This is a genomic window from Dietzia sp. UBA5065, from assembly GCA_002415925.1.
Classification (GTDB): domain Bacteria; phylum Actinomycetota; class Actinomycetes; order Mycobacteriales; family Mycobacteriaceae; genus Dietzia.
In genome coordinates this window covers 1-19,829 of the sequence record DIAZ01000087.1, presented here as the reverse complement: position 1 = coordinate 19,829, position 19,829 = coordinate 1, and the positions used below count along the sequence as shown (strand labels likewise).

Genomic DNA, 19,829 nt, shown 5'->3' with positions numbered 1-19,829 from the left:
GCGCAAGTCCGGGAGGGCAGCGCAGGTCCGGGAGGGCAGCGCAAGTCCGGTGGGGCCGGGAGGCTCGGTGGGCTCAGGCGATGTCGGGAGTGGTCACGAGCCGTTCGACGTCGTCGACCAGGTCCCGCCACTCGGAGGCCTCGTCGTCGAACGGGGCGCTCGGCTCGAGCAGCTTGGTGTCGTCCGGGTTGAGGACGAAGTGCAGGAATCGCCGCAGCGACGACCCGCGACCGGTCACCGACTTCTCCAGGTCCGAGTCGCCCACGTAGTTCGCCAGATCGGTGATGAACTCCACGGCCAGCCCCAGCTGCTCCGGGTCGACCATGCCGGGGCCGACCTCGATGTCGCGGTCGAGGCCGGCCACGACGTAGGAATTGTCCTCGGTCACGTGCACGTCGAGGCTGCCGTCCGTGGCGGCGATCTTGATCCGCTCGTACGTGGCCACGCGGCTGAGCGTCGCGTCGTCGTTGTCCGCCAGGTAGCGGGCCAGGCCGCGTGCGCTGGTGAACACGTACACCTGGTCGCCGTCGCCGAGGAACACCGGCCGGTCGCCGAGGTAGCACCGCAGGGTCAGGTACTCCTGGTCGGCAAAGACGATCCTGATCGGATCGATCCCGACCGTCTCCCAGATCGACCCCTCCGGGTAGCCGGTGGGGGCGGGCTCCGGCTCCGGCTCGGGCTCCGGGAGGGCGGCCTGCGCGGCCTCCAGGTCTCCGCGGGCGCGGTCGACCTCGGCGGGATCCAGTTCGGGGGTGGTCATGACGGCCTGGATCGCGTCCAGCACGTCGTCCCAGCCCTTGGCGACGGTCTTGCGGATCGACTTCCACAGCTTGAGGCCGTCGCGTCCGTAGAACTCGTCCATCCCGCGGGTGACGGCGGCGAGGATCGGGTTGCCGTTGAAGAACTTGGTGACCGTGTCCAGCTCGCAGACCTCGCCGATCGAGCGGGCGATCGCGAAGGACTGGTCGATCTCGTCGACCGACTCCTCGGTGGGGTTCTCGCCGAGGAGTTCCAGGACGCCCACGAGGTCGTAGCAGTCGTCGTCCGAGGCCCGGAACGCCAGGACGTCGGACTCGGCGAACCCGGCCCACGACGGGTGGTCCTGGAGGTCGTGCGGGGCGCCGCTCCGGACCAGGGCGACGAGCTCGGCGGTCGACTCGAACGCGTAGAGGTCCTCGTCCAGCCCCAGGAACGCCTCCCAGTCGTCGTTGTCCTCGCGCCAGCTGGGCGCCCAGAGGGTCGTGACGTCTCCCTCCGGGAGACCGAGCTCGATCGGGACGATGTCCTTGGCCATGCCGGTCAGCATATCCACGCCCGGTCAGCCGGTGCCACGGGCCGCCGCCCGGGCCTCGACGAAGCGGGCCGCCGCGCCCTCGGCGGCCCGCTTGCGGCCGCTCACCGCGAGCTCGACGGAGCCCGAGACGAGTTCCGCGCGGCGGGCGTTGGCCTGCTCGACGGCGGCGGACGTGGCCTCGAGGATCGAGGTCGACACCGCCTGGCAGCCGTGCCCACGCAGGCCCGGCGCCAGGGTGAGGTCGATCACCGCGCCTCCGGAATCCGCGGTGGCGGTGGCCAGCCGATCGCGGCTCGAGGCCACCACCCGCAGTGTCTCCAGCTGGTCGTGGGCGGACTCCCACTCCGCCGCGATATCCCGCAGCCGGTCGAGGAACGCGTCGACGTCCAGCGCGCCGCCGCTCACCGCACGCCCTCGCGCCACTCGTCGTCACCGCGTCCGGGGTCGTCCCACTCGTCGCCCTCGGCGTCGTCCCATTCCTGCTCCGCGAGCTGCTCGAGGAGGTCCCGGGCCCCACCCGCCGCCGCGGTGAGGGCGCGCAGGACGGCCCGTGCGACGTCGGCGGGAGCGCGATCGAGCAGGTTCTCGGGCAGGGCCAGGCCCACCGGCACGCCGTCGGTACCGACCTCCGCGACCACTCCGGTCATCGGGTCGGTATGGCGGCAGGTGTGGGACGTCATCCGCCGGTCGGGCGGTAGAAGCCGTGGAAGGACATGCCGATATTGTCCGTCCGCAGCCCCGATACGGCTACGGGGTCCCCGGCCTCGACGAGTTGGCCGTTCCCGATGTACATGGCGACGTGGCCGTCCCACACCGCGAGGTCGCCGGGCATGAGGTCGGCCTGCGCCACCGGGACCCCGACGTCCTGCTCCTGGGCCAGTCGGGGGATCTCCACCCCGGCGTCCCGGTACGCCCACTGGGTCAGGCCGCTGCAGTCCAGTCCCTGGCCGGGGGTCGTGCCGCCCCACACGTAGGGCACGCCCTGCTGGCTGAGCGCGTTGCGGACCGCCCCGGCCGCCTGCTCGTTGGGGGCGGTGGCCACGGACCCGTCGGGCAGGACCACCTCGACGCCGGCCCCGACGAACCCCGCCCCGGAACCGGCGCCACCCGCCGCGCCGGCGGCCCCGTCCCCGGCCGGCGACCCATCCCCGGCCGCCGCCCAGGTCCCGGCCTCGGTGCCGGCGACCGGCGAGGCGACCGGCGAGGTGAGCGCGGTGCCGGTGCTCGAGTCGGGGCTGATCACACCCGGCATCCGGGGGGCATCGGGGATGCCGGCGGCGATCGCACGCAGTTCGGCCGTGGGCCCCTTGAGCTCGAGTTGGACCCGCTCGGCCACCTGGATGCCCCGGGCCAGGTGCTCGGCGGCCAGGCCGAGCAGGGCGGCCTGGCCGGGTGGGGTCATGAGGGTCGGTCCCAGCGCGGCGGCGCGGGCGAGGAACTGCTGGACGATCCCGATCACCTCGACGGTGCCGCGGACCACGATCTCCGCGGCCACCGCCGTGACGCGCGCGATCTCCGCCGCGGACTCCGCGAGCGCCCCCACCGTCCGGCCGACCTCGGCCACCGACCGGGCCGCGCCGAGCGAGGCGAGGGAATCCCAGGACTCCGAGAGCAGCCGCTCGAGCGGGGGGCCCAGGCGCTGCGCCACCTCCAGCCCGTCGCTCACGGGCCGCATGACGTCCCGGGCGGGCTCGGGGACGAACTCCTCCGCCGAGAGCAGGTCGAGGATCTGACGGATGGGCCCGGCGTAGGCCAACGCGTCGGCGATCACGCGATCATCCCTCCGCCGTCGGACACGCCGGAGCCGGCGGCGCCGATCGCCTCGGCCCCGCCGGAGTCGGTGTCCTGGTACACCCGGGCCGTCTCCAGGACCAGCCGCCCGGCCGCGTCGCTCACCCGGGCCGCACCGGCGAGCACCTCGCGGTGCCGCGCGGTCGCCGCCAGCAGCGCGGACAAGAAGTCCGCGCCCACCGGGCCGACCACTGGGGCCACCGCGTCGATCGGCAGGGTGTCCACCGCCTCGAGCGCCCCGCGCAGGGTGTCCGCCAGCGCCGTCAGCCCCGCGCCCAGGTCACGCAGTCCGTCGACGTGGACGTCGATCGCTCCGTCCGCCATTGCCCCGCCCCTCGTCGCCTCTTATCCCGTCACAGGGTTCGACGCGCCGATCCCGGCGTCCGGTTCCACCAGGATCGGAAAATCCGCCCGTGTGGAATCCTGTCGGTCATGGACATCAACGTCGTGGACCACCCACTGGTCGGGGACCGGCTCCGTACGCTGCGGGATGCGGCCACCACCACCGCCGGTTTCCGGGCCGCGATGGACGCCCTCGGGACCATGCTCTGCTACGAGGCCTTCCGGACCATCCCGACCGTCGAGGTGCCGGTGACCACGCCCGTCGCCGAGACGACCGGTGTCGAGGTGGACGGCGTCCCCCTGGTGGTGCCGGTCCTCCGCGCCGGTCTCGGCCTCCTCGAGCCGGCCACCCGGCTACTCCCCGGGGCGCAGGTCGGGTTCGTCGGCCTGGCGCGCGACGAACAGACGCACGACCCGGTCTCGTACCTCTGCTCCCTGCCCGAGAACCTGGCCGGGCGTCACGTCGTGGTCCTGGACCCCATGCTCGCCACGGGCGGTTCGCTGGTGTCGACGCTGGAGACGCTCGCGGCGCGCGGGGCGACCGGCGTCACCGTGGTGTGCGTGCTGTGCGCGCCGGAGGGGGTCGAGAAGGTGCGCTCGTCGGGACTGGCGGCCACGCTGGTCACCGCGACGATCGACGACAGGCTCGACGACGACGCCTTCATCGTCCCCGGGCTGGGCGATGCCGGGGACAGGCTCTTCGGGCCCCGCTGACCGTCCTCAGGGCCTCGTCGCCGCGGCGACCGCACCGGCGAGCGCGTCCAGCCTCCGCGCGGCGTCGTGGACGTCGGCGCGGGACGGGTCCGGTGGGGTCCACGCCTCGACGTAGGTCTTGAGCAGCGGCTCGGTGCCCGAGGGGCGGACCACCGCGCGGGCCCCCGCCACGTCCACCCGGAAGCCCGGGGTGCCGTCCAAGAGGGTCACCGTGCCCGTAGAGGACAGCCGGTCGGCCGCCCGCGCGAGCGCGGTCGACGGGTCGGACCCGGCCCCCAGCGCGAGCGGCTCGTTGCGCCGCAGGTGCGCGCCGAACTCGCGCGCCAGCGCGTCGAGCCTCGCGCCCACCGGGGGCCCGCCGGACCCCACCATCGCGCACCAGGCCCCGGCCGCCGAGATCCCGTCCTTGTCCGCCACCACGTCGGGCAGCACGCAGTGCCCGATCGCCTCCTCGTACGCGTACCGCAACGGTTCGCCCGCCCGGACCAGCCACTTGAACCCCGTCAGCGTCTCCACGTGGCGGCCGCCCCGGGCCGGGACCAGCAGCGACGGCAGCCGCGAGGACACGATCGTCGACGCCACCACCGGCGCCACGCCGGCCCCGCCCGGCCCGGCCGACCCCGGTAGCGGCTCGCGGAGCAGGTGGTCGGCGAGCACCGCGCCCGTGTCGTCGCCGTCGAGCATCCGCCAGCGGCCGCCCGGGGCCCGGAACCCCACCGCGCAGCGGTCGGCGTCCGGGTCCAACGCGATCGCGACGTCGGCGTCGATCTCCTCCGCCAGCCGCAGCAGCCGGGCCGTGGTGGCGGCCCGCTCGGGGTTGGGGGAGTCGACGGTCGGGAAGTCCGGGTCCGGGGCGGCCTGATCGCCGACCATGGTGACGTCGCGGACCCCGATCCCCGCCAGGACGCGGCGGCAGATCTCGCCCCCCACCCCGTGGACGGGGGTCAGCGCCACGCGGGGGGGCCGCGCGGGCGAGGGCAGGCCGGCGATCACGGAGGCCACGTAGTCGTCGACGAGCGTGGGGTCGACCCGCACCCCCGTGCCCCGGGCCGCCGGGGCGGCGACCCCCTCCCGCGCCGCGGCGCGGAGGTGACGCTCGATCCCGGTGTCGGTGGGCGGGACGATCTGCGCCCCGCCGCGGCCGAAGACCTTCATGCCGTTGTCGGTGGCGGGGTTGTGCGAGGCCGTCACCATGAGCCCGGCCACCGCGCCGCGCGCGCGGACGGCCGCGGCGACGACGGGGGTGGGGACGGGCGCGCCGGGGACGACGACGACGAGGCCCTCCGCCGCCAGCACCGCGGCGGCGACGTCGACGAACCGGGCCGACCCGTGCCGGGCGTCCCCACCCACGATCACGGTCGACCCGGATGGTTCACGCTCGCGCAGGTAGCGGGCGAGGGCGGTCGCGACCAGGGTGACGGTGCGGTCGTTCATCCGGTCGGGCCCCGGGCCGAGCGGGGCGCGGACGCCGGCGGTGCCGAAGGTCAGGGTCACGGGCGGTCCGGGCTCTCCTGCGCCGTCACGCCCGGGCGACGGCGGGGACGAGGGCGCGCAGCGCCGCGGTGAGACGCGGGGTGCCGGCCGCGCCCGCCGCCAGGACCTCGGCGTGGTCGAGGGGCTGCCCGGTGACCCCCGCCGCGAGGTTGGTCACCAGCGAGGCGGCCACCACCTCCAGCCCGAGCGCCCTGGCGGCGATCACCTCCGGGACGGTCGACATCCCCACCAGGTCCGCGCCGAGGGCGCGCAGCATGCGGATCTCGGCCGGGGTCTCGTACTGGGGCCCGGGCGTGGCGGCGTAGACGCCCTCGGGCGGTCGCCGCCCGGTGGCGGCCTCCAGCGCCCCGGCGGCCGCGGCCCGCAGGCGGGGGGAGTAGGCGTCAACCAGATCGACGAACGCGGCACCGGTCAGCGGGGTGCGGCCGGTGAGGTTGAGGTGGTCCGAGAGGAGGACCAGGTCGCCCACCGCGAGTCCGTCCCGCACCCCGCCGGCGGCGTTGGTGAGCACGAGCGCGCGGGAGCCGACCGCGGCCGCCACGTGGGCGGGATGGACGACGGGGTCGGTACCCAGGCCCTCGTACAGGTGCGTCCGGCCGGCCACGGCCAGCAGCGGGACGCCGTCGACCAGGCAGCTGGTGACGGTCCCGCGGTGGCCCGCCGCCGACGGGGGGACGAACCCCGGCAGCCCCGCCACGGGGACGGTGACCGCGCTGCCCGGGTCGGCCAGCCCGGCGACGACCTCCGACCAGCCGGAACCCAGGACCAGGGTGATCTCGTGGGTCGGGCGCCCACCGGCGCGGGCGACCGCGTGGGCCGCCGCGCGGGCGTCCGGGGAGGGACTGAGCATCGCCGACACGGCGTCAGGCGCCCGGGCCCACGTTGCGGGACTCGCGGGTGCGCAGGTGCCGGACGTAGGCGTCGGGCGCTCCCGCGCACTCCGCCGCGTCGGCCAGCAGACCCAGGTAGCGGGCCGACGGCAGGCCACCCTCGAAGGCGTCCATGACGTAGAGCCACACCAGCACGGTGTCCTCGGCGTCCACCGTGGTGGACGACGGGACGGCGAACTCGGACTCCTGGGCGCCGACCGGGGGACCGGCGGGCACGGTCGGGTGCCGCTCCACGCGCACCCGGATCTTCCGGGCGGGCATCAGGTCCGTGCCCTCCCAGCGGTCCATGGCGCGGACGTCGTCGTCGGGGACGTCGTAGAGCACCACGAACACGCGAGAGCCGGAGTCCTCGACGAGGGTGGCGACCGCGCCCTCCCAGGTGGGGTCGTCGCCCGCGAAGGTCAGGCGCCAGCCCTCCAGCCACCCGGTTCCGGCGAACGGGGAGTGCGGCGCGCGGGTGTTCATCTGCTCGGGATGCATGTTGGTCCCGTACGCGGCGTAGAGAGGCACGTGGACCACAGTAGTCCCTCCGCCGGGTGTGGCCACGGCGTGCTCCGGCCGCGCGCCGGTCGTTCGACTACCGTGTACCGCGGACGCGACGCGAACTCCGCTACAGCGGGAGGCGGCGCCCGGCCCCTGACCCCGTGAGCCGTGGAGGACCCCCAGTGACCCAGCGCATCATCATCATCGGCGGCGGCCCCGCCGGTTACGAGGCCGCGCTGGTGGCCGCGCAGCACGGTGCGGACGTCACGATCGTGGACTCGGACGGGATCGGCGGCAACTGCGTCCTGCACGACTGCGTCCCCTCCAAGACCTTCATCGCCACCACGGGCGTCCGGACCGACATGCGCCGCGCCGAGGAGATGGGCGTCGAGGCGCACTTCGACCCCACCGCGTACCGGCTGACCCAGGTCAACGGCCGGGTCAAGTCCCTCGCGCGGGCCCAGTCGGCCGACATCCGCTCGCAACTCCAGCGCGAGGGTGTCCGTCTGCTCTCGGGCTCCGCCCGGCTGCACGACTCCGCGCCGGGGTTGGCCGCCCACCGCATCGCCGTGACCTTCGAGGACGGCCAGGAGAAGATCTTCGACGCCGACGTGGTGCTGATCGCCACCGGCTCCAGCCCGCGGATCCTCGCGGACGCGGAGCCGGACGGAGAGCGCATCCTGACCTGGCGGCAGCTCTACGACCTCACCGAGCTGCCCTCGCACCTGGTCGTGGTGGGGTCCGGGGTCACCGGCGCCGAGTTCGTCTCGGCGTTCACGGAGATGGGTGTCAAGGTCACCATGGTCTCGAGTCGGGACCGGGTCCTCCCGCACGAGGACGCCGACGCCGCGCTCGTCCTGGAGGAGGCCCTCAGCGAGCGGGGCGTGTCGCTGGTCAAGCACGCGCGCGCCGACGCGGTCGAGCACCACGAGGGCGGCATCATCGTCCGCCTCGGCGACGGCCGGACCGTCAAGGGGTCCCACGCGCTGATGTGCGTGGGCTCGGTCCCCAACACCGAGGGGCTCGGCCTGGAGAGCGCGGGCATCGAGTTGCAGCGCAGCGGCCACATCAGGGTCGACCGCGTCTCCCGGACCAGCGCCGCGGGGATCTACGCGGCCGGCGACTGCACCGACCTCTTCCCGCTCGCCTCGGTCGCCGCCATGCAGGGCCGGATCGCCATGTACCACGCCCTGGGCGAGGGCGTCAGCCCCATCAAGCTCCGCACCGTGGCCTCCGCGGTGTTCACCCGCCCCGAGATCGCCACCGTCGGCATCTCCCACGCGCAGATCGAGAGCGGCGAGGTGCCGGCGCGTGTCGAGGTCTTCCCGCTCGCCGGCAACCCCCGCGCCAAGATGCGCAGCCTGCGCCGCGGCTTCGTCAAGTTGTTCTGCCGCCCCGCCTCGGGCGTGGTGATCGGCGGCGTGATCGTGGCGCCGACGGCGTCCGAGCTCATCCTGCCGGTCTCGGTGGCGGTGCGGAACCAGCTCACCGTGGGCGACCTCGCCGCCTCCTTCTCCGTGTACCCGTCCATGACGGGCTCGATCACGGAGGCGGCCCGTCACCTCATGCGGCACGACGACCTGGACTGAGGCCCGAGCAGGCGGCCCCGGCGCTCCCGGCGTGTGCCCGCGGCTAAGTTGAGGCTAAGCTCACTCGTGGTGCCGCTACCGCGGTGCCGGGACTGTGAAGGATGACCGTGATGACTGGACGCCGTCTGGCCGCTCTCGCCGCGGCCGCTTCCCTCGTGGTGGGCCTGGCCGCCTGCGCCTCCGGTGGTTCGGGCGACGAGCCCGGCGCGCTGGTGGTGTACTCCGGCCGCAGCGAGAGCCTGGTGGGCCCGTTGCTGGCCCAGATCGAGGACTCCACCGGCATCGACCTCGAGGTGCGCTACGCGAGCACCCCCGAGATGGCCGCCCAGATCGCCGAGGAGGGGCAGGCCAGCCCGGCCGACATCTTCTTCTCCCAGGACGCCGGCGCGCTCGGCGCCCTCTCCAAGGCCGGGTTGCTCGCCCCGCTCGATCCCACGGTGGTCGCCGCGGTTCCCGCCGGGTACCGCGCCCCCGACGACACCTGGGTCGCGACCAGTCTCCGAAGCCGGGTCCTCGTCTACGACTCGGAGGTGCTGGAGGAGTCCGAGGTGCCGGACACCATCGACGCGCTCACCGCCCCCGAATGGAAGGGCAAGGTCGGCTATGCCCCGACCAACGCGTCGTTCCAGTCGTTCGTCACCGCGCTGCGCGTGGACCGGGGCGACGAGGCCGCGGAACAGTGGCTGCGCGACTTCCTGGCCAACGACCCCAAGTCCTACGACAACAACGTGGCGCTGCTCGAGGCCACCGACACCGGCGCCGTCGAGCTCGGTCTCACCAACCACTACTACTGGTACAACGCCGCCGCGGAGAAGGGGCCCGAGAACATGCGGGCCCGGGTCCACTACCTGGCCAAGGGCGACCCCGGGGCCCTGGTCAACGTCGCCGGGGTCGGGATCCTCGCCTCGTCGGATCGGCCCGACGACGCGGCGCGGGTGGTGGAGGCGCTGCTCAGCGAGCAGTCGCAGCTCTACTTCCTCGAGGAGGCCAGCGAGTACCCCGTGCTGCCCGGCATCACCTCCGACGCCGTCGACCTGCCGCCGCTCGAGAGCCTCGGCGGCCCCGACATCGAACTCGGTGACCTCGACGGCCTGGAACAGACCCAGCAGATGCTCACGCGCGTGGGCATGATCTGACGGACACCGTCATAGACCTCCGGTCCCGCCTGCGCCGCGGCCGCCCCCTGCTGGGTGCGGCCGCGGTGCTCGCGTGCTCGGCCACGCTCATCCCGCTGGTCTACCTCGTCATCCGCGCGGGCGAGCGGGGGCCGGGGTACGCGCTCGAGGTGGTCCGCACCGGCCGGTCGGCGGAGTTGCTCGCCAACACGGTCGTGCTCGTGGTGCTGGTGACCGCCATCAGCGTGGTGGTGGGAGTGGCGCTCGCGTGGCTCACCGTCCGGACGGACCTTCCCGGCGCGCCCGTGATCGGCGCGCTCCTCTGCGTGCCCCTCGCGATGCCCTCCTACGTCCTGGGTTACCTGTGGGTGGCCGACTTTCCGCAGGTGATGGGGCTGCCGGGGTCGGTCATCGTGCTGACGATCTCGTGCTACCCGTACGTCTTCCTCCCCGCCGCCGCGGCCCTGCGGACGGTGGACCCGGGCCTGGAGGAGGTGGCCCGGAGCCTCGGTCGCGGAACCGCCAGGGCGGTTCTCGGGGTCACGTTGCGCCAGATCCGGCCGGCGGTGGCCGCCGGCGGCCTGCTCGTCGCGCTCTACACCCTCTCCGACTTCGGTGCCGTGGCCATGCTCCGCTACGAGGCGTTCACGGTGGGGATCTACCACAGCTACCGGGCATCCTTCGACCGCGTTCCGGCCGCCGTGCTGGCGTGCGTGCTCATCCTGGTCGCCCTCGTGGTGATGGTGGGCGAGCGGCGGGCCCGACGCGGTGAGGTGGCGCGGGTCGGCGGCGGGGTGGACTCGGTTCCCGACCGCCTCCCGCTCGGGTGGCGTCGGCTTCCCGCCCTGGCGGTGGTCGCGGCCGTCCTCGCCGGCGGCGTGGCGGCCCCCCTCATCGGGCTGTTCAGGTGGGTCCGGGCCGCGGCCGAGGTGGACGTGTCCTGGGGTCCGGTCCTCGCCGCGGCGGGCACCACCGCGAGCGTGTCCGGCATCGCGGCGCTCGTGACGATCGTCCTGGCGCTGCCCATCGGGGTGCTCGCCGCGCGCTCGGGCGGACCGCTGTCCCGGACCACCGAGGCGGTGGCCCAGATCGGGTTCGCGCTTCCCGGGATCACCGTCGGCCTCGCGGTGGTCTTCGTCGGGATCCGCCTCGTCCCGGGGCTGTACCAGCGGGTCCCCATGCTCGTGTTCGCCTACGTCGTGTTGTTCCTCCCGCTCGCGGTGGGGGTCGTCCGGTCCGCGGTCGACGCCATTCCCACCGCGCTCGAGGACGCGTCGGAATCCCTGGGCTCCGGCCGGGTGCGCACGTTCCTCCGGGTGGTCGCGCCCCTCGCGGCCCCCGGTGTCCTCGCCGGCGGGAGCCTGGTGTTCCTCAGCGTGGCCAAGGAGCTCCCGGCCACGCTCCTGCTGCGCCCCACCGGTGCGGAGACGCTGGCGTCGGCGATGTGGGCACACACCGAGGTGGCGGCCTATTCGCAGGCCGCGCCCTACGCCGCCATGCTCGTGGCCGTGGCGGTGATCCCCGCGGCCGTACTGGGCCGGTCGTTCGGGTGGGGTTCCGGAGGGTCCGGCCGGGGCGTCCCGGAGCGGGCCGCGATCGCGGCGCAAGCGGAGAGGACCGAGGTGGGGCGGCGATGACGGTGGGAAGAAACCCGGGCGGGGTCCTCGAGCTGGAGGGGGTGGCCGGCGGGTACGGCGGGACCACGGTCGTCCGTGACCTCGACCTGCGGGTGGGGTCCGGCGAGTCGCTGGCCGTGCTCGGCGCGTCCGGATCGGGCAAGACCACGGTGCTGCGCATGATCGCGGGTCTGCACCCGGTGTCGGCGGGCCGCATCCTCGTGGACGGCCGACGCGTGGACACCCTGCCCGCCCAGCGGCGCGGGATCGGCCTCGTCCCCCAGCAGGGGGCGCTCTTCCCGCACCTGACGGTCGCGCAGAACGTCGGGTTCGGGCTGGTTCCCGTCGACCCGGTCGCTCGCTGGCGCGGTCGAGCCGGGCGGGCGGACCGGGTGCGCGAGGTCCTCGAACTGGTCGGGCTCGCGGACCGCGCCGACGACCGCCCGTCGCAGCTCTCCGGAGGCCAACAGCAGAGGGTCGCGCTCGCGCGGGCGCTCGCGCCGGGCACCGGGCTCATCCTGCTCGACGAGCCGTTCAGCGCGCTCGACGCCGCGCTGCGCGGCCGGGTGCGCGCGGAGGTCGCCGCCCTGCTCTCCGAGTCCGGCGCCACCTCCGTGCTCGTCACACACGACCGCGCCGAGGCGCTGGCCACCGCCGACCGCGTCGCCGTCCTCATCGACGGGCTCCTCGCCCAGGTGGACGCACCCGAGCGGCTCTACCACCATCCGGCGAGCAGGGAGGTGGCCCGGCTGTCCGGCGACGTGGTGCTCCTGCCGGCGACCGCGGACGGCCCCGTCGCGCACTCCGTCCTCGGTCGGGTCCCCCTCGACACGGCCGCGCGAGGGGTCGGGACCGTCCTGTGGCGTCCGGAGAACCTGGCGGTCCACCGGGTCGCGTCAGGCGGGCACGGCGTGTGCACCGGGGTCGAGTTCGTCGGTGCGTCGACCCTCGTCCGGGTGTCGTTCGACGGCGCCGACCACAGCTTCGCGATCCCCGTGTCGGGAGGCGAGGTGGTCGAGGTCGGCGCCCGGGTGGAGGTGACGCCGCAGCGGCCGGCCGTGTTCCACCCGGGGTCCTCGGATCCGGCGTGATCGCCCCGCCGCGCTGATCGCCCCTCGCCGTCGGTCACCCCTCCGCGTGGGTCATCCCTCCGCGACGGCCCAGTTCAGCGTCCGTTCCACCGCGTCGTTCCAGCGGTCCCACAGGCGCCCGCGCTCCTCGTCGGACATCCGCGGCTCCCATCGGCGGTCTTCCCGCCACAACTCGCGGAGCCGGTCGGGGGAGTCCCACTGTCCCACCGCGAGCCCGGCGGCGAACGCGGCCCCCAGCGCGGTGGTCTCGGTGACCTCCGGCCGCACCACGTCGATGCCCAGGATGTCGGCCTGGAACTGCATGAGGAAGTCGTTGACCACCATCCCGCCGTCCACGCGGAGCGACTCGGCGACCTCCCCGGCATCGGCGGCCATCGCGTCGGTCATCTCACGGGTCTGGAACGCGGTGGCCTCGAGCGCGGCTCGCGCCAGGTGCGCCCGGGTGTGGAACCGCGTCAGCCCCACCAGGGCCCCGCGGGCGTCCGGCCGCCACCGCGGCGCGAGCAGGCCGGAGAACGCGGGGACCAGGTAGCAGTCGCCGTTGTCCTCCAACGACGCCGCCAACTCCTCTGTCTCGCCTGCCCCCGAGATCACCCCGAGGTTGTCGCGCAGCCACTGCACCAGCGACCCGGCCACGGCGACCGAGCCCTCCAGTGCGTAGACCGGATCGGCGTCGCCCAGCTGGTAGCAGACCGTGGTGAGCAGGCCGTTCTCGCTGAACTGGGGGGTGGTGCCGGTGTTGAGGAGCAGGAACGCCCCGGTGCCGTAGGTGTTCTTGGCGTCGCCGGGGTCGAAGCAGGTCTGGCCGAACATGGCGGCCTGCTGATCGCCCAGGATCCCGGCGATCGGGGTGCCGCCGAACATCCGTCGCGCGGTGACGTGCCCCACGACCCCTGACGAGGGGACGATCTCGGGCAGCATCGTCCGCGGCACCCCGATCTCGCGGCAGAGCTCCTCGCTCCACTCGAGCGTCCGCAGATCCATCAGCAGCGTCCGTGACGCGTTGGTGACGTCGGTGACGTGGAGCGCGGGTTCGCCGTGGTCCCCGCCCCGCCGGCCGCCGGTGAGATTCCAGATCAGCCACGAGTCCATGGTCCCGGCCAGCAGTTCCCCGGCCTCGGCCCGTTCGGTGCCGCGCTGACCCTCCTCGTCGAGGTGCTCGAGGATCCACCGGATCTTCGGCCCCGCGAAGTAGGTGGACAGCGGCAGCCCGGTGACGTCCCGGAAGCGGTCGTCGCCGTCGGGGTGCTCCGCTGCGAGCCGGGCGCAGATCCCGGAGGTGCGGGTGTCCTGCCAGACGATCGCGTTGTAGACCGGCCTTCCCGTCTCCCGCTCCCACACCACCGTGGTCTCGCGCTGGTTGGTGATGCCGATCGCGGCGACCAACGCCGGTTCGAGGTCGGCGAGGCCGGCCACCTGGGCCATGGCCGTGCGGACGTTCTCCCAGATTTCGAGGGGGTCGTGTTCGACCCACCCGGCCCGCGGCAGGATCTGTCGGTGTTCGACCTGGGCCGTGGCCGTGGGGACCGGGAGACCCTGCTGATCGAAGAGGATGGCCCGGGAGGACGTGGTCCCCTGGTCGATGGCGAGGATGTAGGTGTTGCGCGTCACAGGCCAAGACTACGTCCGGCCGGGCGTAGAGTCGGGCGCGACCGGCCGGAACCCTCACCCGGCCCCGGAGGGGAGTGCGATGCCCACGATCAGATCCCGGTCCGTCCTCGGCCCGGAACACAGGGCCCAGGCGTGGCGCAGGTTGTCGGAGGAGTCCTTCGACGTGGTGATCGTGGGCGGGGGTGTCGTCGGCACGGGCAGCGCGGTGGACGCGGCCACGCGCGGCCTGAGCGTGGCGTTGGTGGAGGCCCGCGACTACGCCGCCGGCACCTCCTCCCGCAGCTCGAAGATGTTCCACGGCGGGCTCCGGTACCTGGAGCAGCTCGACTTCGGGTTGGTCGCCGAGGCCCTCCACGAGCGCGAGCTGAGCATGACCCGACTCGCCCCCCACCTGGTCAAACCCCTCAAGTTCCTCTTCCCCCTCACCCGCCGGTTCTGGGAGCGCCCCTACATGGCCGCGGGCTTCGTCCTGTACGACGTGATGGGGGGCGCCAAGAGCGTCCCGCCGCAGAAGCACTACAGCCGTGCGGGTGCGCACCGGGTGGCCCCGGGGCTCCGGGAGGACGTCGTGGTGGGCGGGATCCGCTACTGGGACACGCTGGTGGACGATGCCCGCCACACCCTCACGCTCGCCCGTACCGCCGCCCACCACGGGGCGGTGGTCGCCAACTCCACCCAGGTGATCGGGTATCTGCGGGAGGGCGAGCGGGTGACCGGCGTGCGGGTCCGGGACGCCGAGACGGGCCGCGAGACCGACGTGCGCGCCGGGGTCGTCCTCAACGCCGCCGGCGTGTGGACCGATCACCTCAAGGAGATGCTGGGCGAGGAGGGGGGCTTCACGGTCCGCGCCTCCAAGGGGGTCCACATCGTGGTGGACCGCGACAAGGTCGACTCGGAGGCCGCGCTCATCCTCCGCACGGAGAAGTCCGTGCTCTTCGTGATCCCCTGGGGCGAGTACTGGATCATCGGGACCACCGACACCGACTGGCAGCTCGACCTGGCGCACCCGGCGGCGACCGGCGCGGACATCGAGTACATCCTCGGGCACGTCAACGCGGTGCTCACGGAGCCCATCGGGCGGGAGGACATCCGCGGCGTGTACGCGGGGCTGCGTCCCCTGCTCTCCGGTGGGGCCGATTCCACCACCAAGCTCTCGCGGGAACACGCGGTGATGACCGTGGCCCCGGGCGCGGTGGTGGTCGCCGGCGGAAAGTACACGACCTACCGGGTGATGGCCGCCGACGCCGTCGACGCCGCGGTCGTGGAACTGGGGGAGGAGCGCGCCCGGAGCGTGCCGGCCTCCACCACCGAACGGATTCCGCTGCTGGGCGCGGACGGCTATCCGGCCATGGTGAACCGCGCCGACCGGATCGCCGACCACTACGAGATCCGCGAGGAGCAGGTCCAGCATCTGCTCGGCCGCTACGGCTCCCTGCTCGAGGAGGTCCTGGAGACGGCGTCCGATCGCCCCGACCTGCTCGAGACGCTCACCGGCGCGGAACGGTACCTCCGGGTGGAGATCGTCTACGCCGCGCGGGCCGAGGCCGCTCTCCACCTGGAGGACGTCCTGGTCCGTCGCACGCGGATCTCCATGGAATACCAGCACGGCGGGGTGGAGTGCGCCAGGGAGGTCGCCGGGCTCATGGCCGAGGTGCTGGGCTGGGACGCCGACCGCGTGGAGCGGGAGGTGGATCTGTTCGAGCGGCGGGTCGCCGCGGAACTGGCCAGCCAGGTGTCGGAGTCCGACGACGAGGCCGACGGTTTCCTCCGCCGTGTGCCCGAGGTCCGCGAGTTCCTCGTGGACGCGGCCGTCGACCCCGCCACTGCGGAGCCGGTCGTCGACCGACCGGTCCTCCGGCGCGGCTGAGGCGGCACTCCGGCGCCCCACCTCCCCGCACACACGAAATCCGCTACCCCGCCGCGTGATCCGCTGCCCCGATTCGGGGAGCGGATGGTGCGGGGGAGTAGCGGATCTCGTCGAGGGGGGGACGGGCGGCGCCGTCAGGAGATCACTTGATCTCGCAGAGCACCGCACCCTGGGTCACGGCGGCGCCGGCGTCGACGGACAGGTCGGTGATCACGCCGTCCTTGTGCGCGGTGACCGGGTTCTCCATCTTCATGGCCTCGAGCACGGCCACCAGGTCGCCGGTCTTGACCTCCTGGCCCTCCTCGACGGCCACCTTGACGACGGTGCCCTGCATGGGTGCCGACACGGCGTCGCCGGAAGCGGCGGCACCGGCGGCGCCGCCACGGGTGCGGGCCTTGGCCTTGCGGCGGACGGTGCCGCCGTTGTGCGAGCCACCGAAGGCGAGGTCCCCGGGCAGGGACACCTCGACGCGGCGGCCGTCCACCTCGACGACGACCTTCTTGCGCTCGACGGGCTCGTCGTCGTCGACGGGGGCGCCGGTCGGGGTCCACGGCTCGAGCGGGTTGTCCCACTCCTCCTCGATCCACTTGGTGTAGATGTCGAAGCCGTCGCCGTCGCCGACGAAGGCGGGGTTCTCGACGATGTGGGCGTGGAACGGCAGGACCGTCGCCATGCCCTCGATCTTGTACTCGGCGAGCGCGCGGGCCGAGCGGGCGAGCGCCTGGTCGCGGTCCTCGCCCCAGACGATGAGCTTGGCGAGCATCGAGTCGAACTGGCCGCCGATGGTGTCACCCTGCTCCACGCCGGAGTCCATCCGGACGCCCGGGCCCGTGGGCTCGTGGTAGCCGGTGATCGTGCCGGGGGCGGGCAGGAAGCCGCGGCCGGCGTCCTCACCGTTGATGCGGAACTCGAACGCGTGGCCGCGCGGGGCCGGGTCCTCGGTGAACTCGAGCACCTCGCCCTCGGCGATCTTGAACTGCTGCAGCACCAGGTCGATGCCGGCGGTCTCCTCGGTGACCGGGTGCTCCACCTGGAGGCGGGTGTTGACCTCGAGGAACGAGATGGTGTCGCCCTGGACCATGTACTCGACGGTGCCGGCGCCGTAGTAGCCGGCCTCCTTGCAGATGGCCTTGGCCGAGTCGTGGATCCGCTTGCGCTGGTCGTCGGTGAGGAAGGGTGCCGGGGCCTCCTCGACGAGCTTCTGGAAGCGGCGCTGCAGGGTGCAGTCGCGGGTGCCGGCGACGATGACGTTGCCGTGCTGGTCGGCGAGGACCTGGGCCTCCACGTGGCGGGCCTTGTCGAGGTACTGCTCGACAAAGCACTCGCCGCGGCCGAAGGCGGCGGTGGCCTCGCGGGTGGCGGAGTCGAAGAGGTCGGAGACCTCGGACATCTCGTGGGCGACCTTCATGCCGCGTCCGCCGCCACCGAAGGCGGCCTTGATGGCGATGGGCAGGCCGTACTGCTCGGCGAACTTCACGACCTCGCTGGCGTCCGAGACCGGGTCCTTGGTTCCGGCGGCCATCGGGGCGTTGACGCGCTCGGCGATGTGGCGGGCGGTGACCTTGTCGCCGAGGTCGCGGATGGCCTGCGGCGGCGGGCCGATCCAGATGAGGCCGGCGTCGATGACGGCCTGGGCGAAGTCGGCGTTCTCGGAGAGGAAGCCGTACCCGGGGTGGATGGCGTCGGCGCCGGACTTCTCGGCGGCATCGAGGATCTTGTCGAAGACCAGGTAGGACTCCGCGGAGGTGGTGCCCCCCAGGGCGAAGGCCTCGTCGGCCAGCTTGACGAACAGCGCGTCCGCGTCGGGCTCGGCGTACACGGCGACGCTGGCCAGGCCGGCGTCCTTCGCCGCGCGGATCACACGGACGGCGATCTCGCCGCGGTTGGCGACGAGGACCTTGGTGATGTGAGAGCTGGCATGACTGGGCACTCAGGGCCTCCTGGTGATGGACGTCTCTAGAACCGGCGCGCCCGGTGGGGCCGCCGATGTTCCTCCGCAGTCTAATGAGAGGTCCACCTCATGTGTGGGATTGGGGGTCCATGGGCCACCCCGTGGGGGCGGTCCCGGTGGCACGCCGCGGCCGCGACCTGCGGTTCAGGGGCGGAGTTCGGGACGCCACACGCGGTGGGCGTGGAGCCCGGCCCCCTGGAGGAGCCGCCGCAGGAGCGGCAGGCTGAGCCCGATGACGCTCGACGGGTCGCCCTCGATCCGGTCGATGAACCACCCGCCGAGGGACTCGATCGTGAAGGCGCCCGCGCATTCCAGCGGCTCGCCGGTCCGGAGGTACACGTCGAGGTCGGCGTCGGAGGGGGCGCCGAAGTGGACCGTGGTGTCGGAGGTGTCCTGACCGGAATGTGTGACGACGAGGTGGTCGTTGCCTGCGTGGTCGTCCCCCGCGAGGTCGGCCACGATGAGGGCGTGGCCGGTGAGCAGCACCCCGTGGCGCCCGCGCATGGCCCTCCAGCGCTCCATGGCCCTCTCGTAGGTGTGTGGCTTCCCCTGGAGCCGGCCGTCCACGAGGAGCATCGAATCGCAGCCCACCACGATCAGCGTGTCCGCCCCGGCCGCGCGGGCCTCGGCCGCGAGCCCCGGACCCTCCCGGTCCAGGACCTCCTCCGCCTTGGCCCGCGCGAGCTCCTCGACCACCCGGACGTGCGGGGTCCCCTCGGGCAGCGAGGCCTGCAGGGCGTCCTCGTCGACCCGCGGGTGCCGGACCAGCGGATCCACCCCGGCCTGCTCGAGGATCCGCAGGCGGGACGGGGAGGCGGAGGCGAGGACGAACGCGATCATGGGGTCAGCGTAGCCACGGCGTCAGGGGCGCGGCAGCAGCATGGTGACGGTGAGGGTGGTGGGCTCGAGCGCCAGGACCCGGTGCCGCAGCTTCGCGGTGAGGTGCAGGACCTCCCCGGTGCGCAGGTCGAGCGTGCGGTCCGGCAGGCCGAACTCCACCCGGCCCCGCAGCACCTGGATCAGCACGGGGTGGAACGCGGCGTGGTCGGGCAGCTCATGGCCCTCGGCGAACTCGAACGCCACGATCTTGGTGGTCTCGTCCACGTGGACGATCGAGGCGCGGGGGCGGTCGGGGAACGGCTCCACACGGCCGATGATCCCCGTCACGTGGGTCGCGGTGCCGTCGTCGGTGCCGGCGCGCTCGCCGTGTTCGCGGTCCTCTGCACCGGGGTCCAGCCCGACCTCGGCGGCGGTGGGGTCGTCGGACATGGGGTACCTCCCGGACTCGGCTGGCCCCCGAGCCTACCCACTCCGGGGACGCGACAGCCGCCCCCCGACCGCGTGGTGGGGGGCGGCTGTCGATGCCGGTGCCGGCCGGTGTGGCAGGTGTCGGTCAGTACTGCCGACGGTTGAGGAACGAGCTCGGGTTGTAGCCGAACGGCGGGCGCAGCCGGTCGGAGTACGAGCCCCAGTCGTCCTTGACGCCGGTGGGGGAGTCGCCGGCGCTCACCGCGTTGCCCTGCGCGGTCGCCAGGATGGCGGAGAGCACGCCGACCTCGACCGCGGTGGGGTTCCCGCGCACGACCTCGAAGAACGGGGAGGGCGCCGTGGTGTCCCCGGCCTGCGCGCTCACAGCGGGATGTTCCCGTGCTTCTTGGCGGGCACCTCGACGACCTTGCGGTCGAGGAGGCGGAGAGCCTGCGCCACCTGCAGCCGCGTGTGCGACGGGGGGATGACCGCGTCAACGTAGCCGCGCTCGGCGGCGACGTACGGGTTGACGAGGGTGTCCTCGTACTCCGCCTGCAGCGTCAGGCGCAGCGCGTCGACGTCCTCGCCGTTCGCGGCGGCCTGCTTGAGCTCGTTCCGGTAGACGAACCCGACGGCGCCGGAGGCGCCCATGACGGCGATCTCCGCGGTCGGCCACGCGAGGTTGATGTCCGCGCCCATGTGCTTGGACCCCATCACGTCGTAGGCGCCGCCG

At 73.5% G+C, this 19,829-nt stretch carries 20 protein-coding genes; 6 read left to right on the top strand and 14 right to left on the bottom strand.

Features of this window, described 5'->3' with window-relative positions; genetic code table 11:
- Positions 1-73: 73 nt before the first annotated feature.
- From B4M60_RS06655 to B4M60_RS06635, 5 genes are read right to left on the bottom strand one after another with little or no spacing between them, the layout of a single operon-like run.
- Positions 74-1,294, bottom strand: coding sequence for a primosomal protein (locus tag B4M60_RS06655; RefSeq protein ID WP_291081470.1), 1,221 nt, complete (start codon positions 1,292-1,294; stop codon positions 74-76).
- Between the two features lie 24 nt (positions 1,295-1,318).
- A complete protein-coding gene (locus tag B4M60_RS06650) occupies positions 1,319-1,699 on the bottom strand; it encodes a YbaB/EbfC family nucleoid-associated protein (RefSeq protein ID WP_291081468.1) in 381 nt (126 codons plus the stop codon).
- Entirely contained in the window at positions 1,696-1,941 is a 246-nt protein-coding gene (locus B4M60_RS06645; RefSeq protein ID WP_291081466.1) for a hypothetical protein, read from the bottom strand. Before B4M60_RS06645 ends, B4M60_RS06650 begins: the two co-directional genes overlap by 4 nt.
- Before the next feature lie 29 nt (positions 1,942-1,970).
- Positions 1,971-3,065 carry a C40 family peptidase gene (locus tag B4M60_RS06640; RefSeq protein WP_291081464.1) on the bottom strand — a complete coding sequence of 365 codons (1,095 nt, stop codon included), beginning with the start codon at positions 3,063-3,065 and terminating at the stop codon, positions 1,971-1,973.
- Positions 3,062-3,409 carry a type VII secretion target gene (locus B4M60_RS06635; RefSeq protein WP_291081462.1) on the bottom strand — a complete coding sequence of 116 codons (348 nt, stop codon included), beginning with the start codon at positions 3,407-3,409 and terminating at the stop codon, positions 3,062-3,064. The genes B4M60_RS06640 and B4M60_RS06635 overlap by 4 nt, the downstream gene beginning before the upstream one ends.
- A gap of 108 nt (positions 3,410-3,517) precedes the next feature.
- Here B4M60_RS06635 and upp point away from each other — a divergent pair, with 108 nt between their 5' ends.
- Complete coding sequence (gene upp / locus B4M60_RS06630; protein ID WP_291081460.1) at positions 3,518-4,141, top strand: uracil phosphoribosyltransferase; 624 nt, start codon at positions 3,518-3,520, stop codon at positions 4,139-4,141.
- A gap of 6 nt (positions 4,142-4,147) precedes the next feature.
- On the opposite strand, the gene B4M60_RS06625 is transcribed toward upp, so the two are convergent.
- Genes B4M60_RS06625 through B4M60_RS06615 form a run of 3 tightly spaced genes read right to left on the bottom strand, consistent with a single transcriptional unit; the run spans position 4,148 to position 7,035 of the window.
- Positions 4,148-5,635, bottom strand: a complete 1,488-nt coding sequence (locus tag B4M60_RS06625; protein ID WP_291081458.1) for a phospho-sugar mutase — start codon at positions 5,633-5,635, stop codon at positions 4,148-4,150.
- Between the two features lie 25 nt (positions 5,636-5,660).
- Positions 5,661-6,485 carry a purine-nucleoside phosphorylase gene (locus tag B4M60_RS06620; protein WP_291081456.1) on the bottom strand — a complete coding sequence of 275 codons (825 nt, stop codon included), beginning with the start codon at positions 6,483-6,485 and terminating at the stop codon, positions 5,661-5,663.
- A 13-nt stretch (positions 6,486-6,498) separates the two neighbouring features.
- Entirely contained in the window at positions 6,499-7,035 is a 537-nt protein-coding gene (locus tag B4M60_RS06615; RefSeq protein WP_291081454.1) for a gamma-glutamylcyclotransferase family protein, read from the bottom strand.
- A gap of 155 nt (positions 7,036-7,190) precedes the next feature.
- On the opposite strand from B4M60_RS06615, the gene B4M60_RS06610 reads away from it, so the two are divergent.
- From B4M60_RS06610 to B4M60_RS06595, 4 genes are all read left to right on the top strand, one after another.
- Positions 7,191-8,597, top strand: coding sequence for an NAD(P)H-quinone dehydrogenase (locus B4M60_RS06610; protein WP_291081452.1), 1,407 nt, complete (start codon positions 7,191-7,193; stop codon positions 8,595-8,597).
- A gap of 110 nt (positions 8,598-8,707) precedes the next feature.
- The gene (locus B4M60_RS06605; protein ID WP_291081451.1) at positions 8,708-9,733 is read left to right on the top strand and encodes an iron ABC transporter substrate-binding protein; all 1,026 of its coding nucleotides are present in this window, start codon (positions 8,708-8,710) and stop codon (positions 9,731-9,733) included.
- Positions 9,734-9,798: 65 nt separating this feature from the next.
- Positions 9,799-11,349: an ABC transporter permease gene (locus B4M60_RS06600; RefSeq protein ID WP_291081449.1), complete on the top strand. Its 1,551-nt coding sequence runs from the start codon at positions 9,799-9,801 to the stop codon at positions 11,347-11,349.
- Entirely contained in the window at positions 11,346-12,419 is a 1,074-nt protein-coding gene (locus tag B4M60_RS06595) for an ABC transporter ATP-binding protein (protein ID WP_291081447.1), read from the top strand. The genes B4M60_RS06600 and B4M60_RS06595 overlap by 4 nt, the downstream gene beginning before the upstream one ends.
- Positions 12,420-12,470: 51 nt before the next feature.
- Here the strand turns inward: B4M60_RS06595 and glpK are convergent, their stop codons facing one another.
- Entirely contained in the window at positions 12,471-14,030 is a 1,560-nt protein-coding gene (glpK, locus tag B4M60_RS06590) for a glycerol kinase GlpK (protein ID WP_291081445.1), read from the bottom strand.
- A gap of 79 nt (positions 14,031-14,109) precedes the next feature.
- Here glpK and B4M60_RS06585 point away from each other — a divergent pair, with 79 nt between their 5' ends.
- On the top strand, positions 14,110-15,897 hold the full coding sequence (locus B4M60_RS06585) for a glycerol-3-phosphate dehydrogenase/oxidase (protein WP_291081443.1): 1,788 nt from the start codon (positions 14,110-14,112) through the stop codon (positions 15,895-15,897).
- A 142-nt stretch (positions 15,898-16,039) separates the two neighbouring features.
- Here B4M60_RS06585 and B4M60_RS06580 read toward each other — a convergent pair whose 3' ends face one another.
- The 5 genes from B4M60_RS06580 to B4M60_RS06560 form a co-directional block, all read right to left on the bottom strand.
- Positions 16,040-17,827 (bottom strand): acetyl/propionyl/methylcrotonyl-CoA carboxylase subunit alpha, encoded by a 1,788-nt coding sequence (locus tag B4M60_RS06580; RefSeq protein WP_291081441.1) that lies wholly within the window; start codon positions 17,825-17,827, stop codon positions 16,040-16,042.
- Positions 17,828-17,992: 165 nt separating this feature from the next.
- A complete protein-coding gene (locus B4M60_RS06575) occupies positions 17,993-18,688 on the bottom strand; it encodes a Maf family protein (RefSeq protein WP_291081439.1) in 696 nt (231 codons plus the stop codon).
- A gap of 21 nt (positions 18,689-18,709) precedes the next feature.
- Positions 18,710-19,117, bottom strand: a complete 408-nt coding sequence (locus tag B4M60_RS06570) for a cupin domain-containing protein (protein ID WP_291081437.1) — start codon at positions 19,115-19,117, stop codon at positions 18,710-18,712.
- 124 nt (positions 19,118-19,241) lie between these two features.
- Positions 19,242-19,481, bottom strand: a complete 240-nt coding sequence (locus B4M60_RS06565) for an acyl-CoA carboxylase subunit epsilon (RefSeq protein ID WP_291081435.1) — start codon at positions 19,479-19,481, stop codon at positions 19,242-19,244.
- On the bottom strand, positions 19,478-19,829 hold a 352-nt coding region (locus B4M60_RS06560), incomplete at its 5' end, for a carboxyl transferase domain-containing protein (RefSeq protein WP_291081433.1). The genes B4M60_RS06565 and B4M60_RS06560, both read right to left, overlap by 4 nt.

Coding starts and splice junctions, on each gene's coding strand:
- B4M60_RS06655 (WP_291081470.1), bottom strand. CDS start 1,294: ATGGCCAAGGACATCGTCCCGATCGAGCTCGGTCTCCCGGAGGGAGAC.
- B4M60_RS06645 (WP_291081466.1), bottom strand. CDS start 1,941: ATGACCGGAGTGGTCGCGGAGGTCGGTACCGACGGCGTGCCGGTGGGC.
- B4M60_RS06635 (WP_291081462.1), bottom strand. CDS start 3,409: ATGGCGGACGGAGCGATCGACGTCCACGTCGACGGACTGCGTGACCTG.
- upp (WP_291081460.1), top strand. CDS start 3,518: ATGGACATCAACGTCGTGGACCACCCACTGGTCGGGGACCGGCTCCGT.
- B4M60_RS06620 (WP_291081456.1), bottom strand. CDS start 6,485: ATGCTCAGTCCCTCCCCGGACGCCCGCGCGGCGGCCCACGCGGTCGCC.
- B4M60_RS06605 (WP_291081451.1), top strand. CDS start 8,708: ATGACTGGACGCCGTCTGGCCGCTCTCGCCGCGGCCGCTTCCCTCGTG.
- B4M60_RS06595 (WP_291081447.1), top strand. CDS start 11,346: ATGACGGTGGGAAGAAACCCGGGCGGGGTCCTCGAGCTGGAGGGGGTG.
- B4M60_RS06585 (WP_291081443.1), top strand. CDS start 14,110: ATGCCCACGATCAGATCCCGGTCCGTCCTCGGCCCGGAACACAGGGCC.
- B4M60_RS06575 (WP_291081439.1), bottom strand. CDS start 18,688: ATGATCGCGTTCGTCCTCGCCTCCGCCTCCCCGTCCCGCCTGCGGATC.
- B4M60_RS06570 (WP_291081437.1), bottom strand. CDS start 19,117: ATGTCCGACGACCCCACCGCCGCCGAGGTCGGGCTGGACCCCGGTGCA.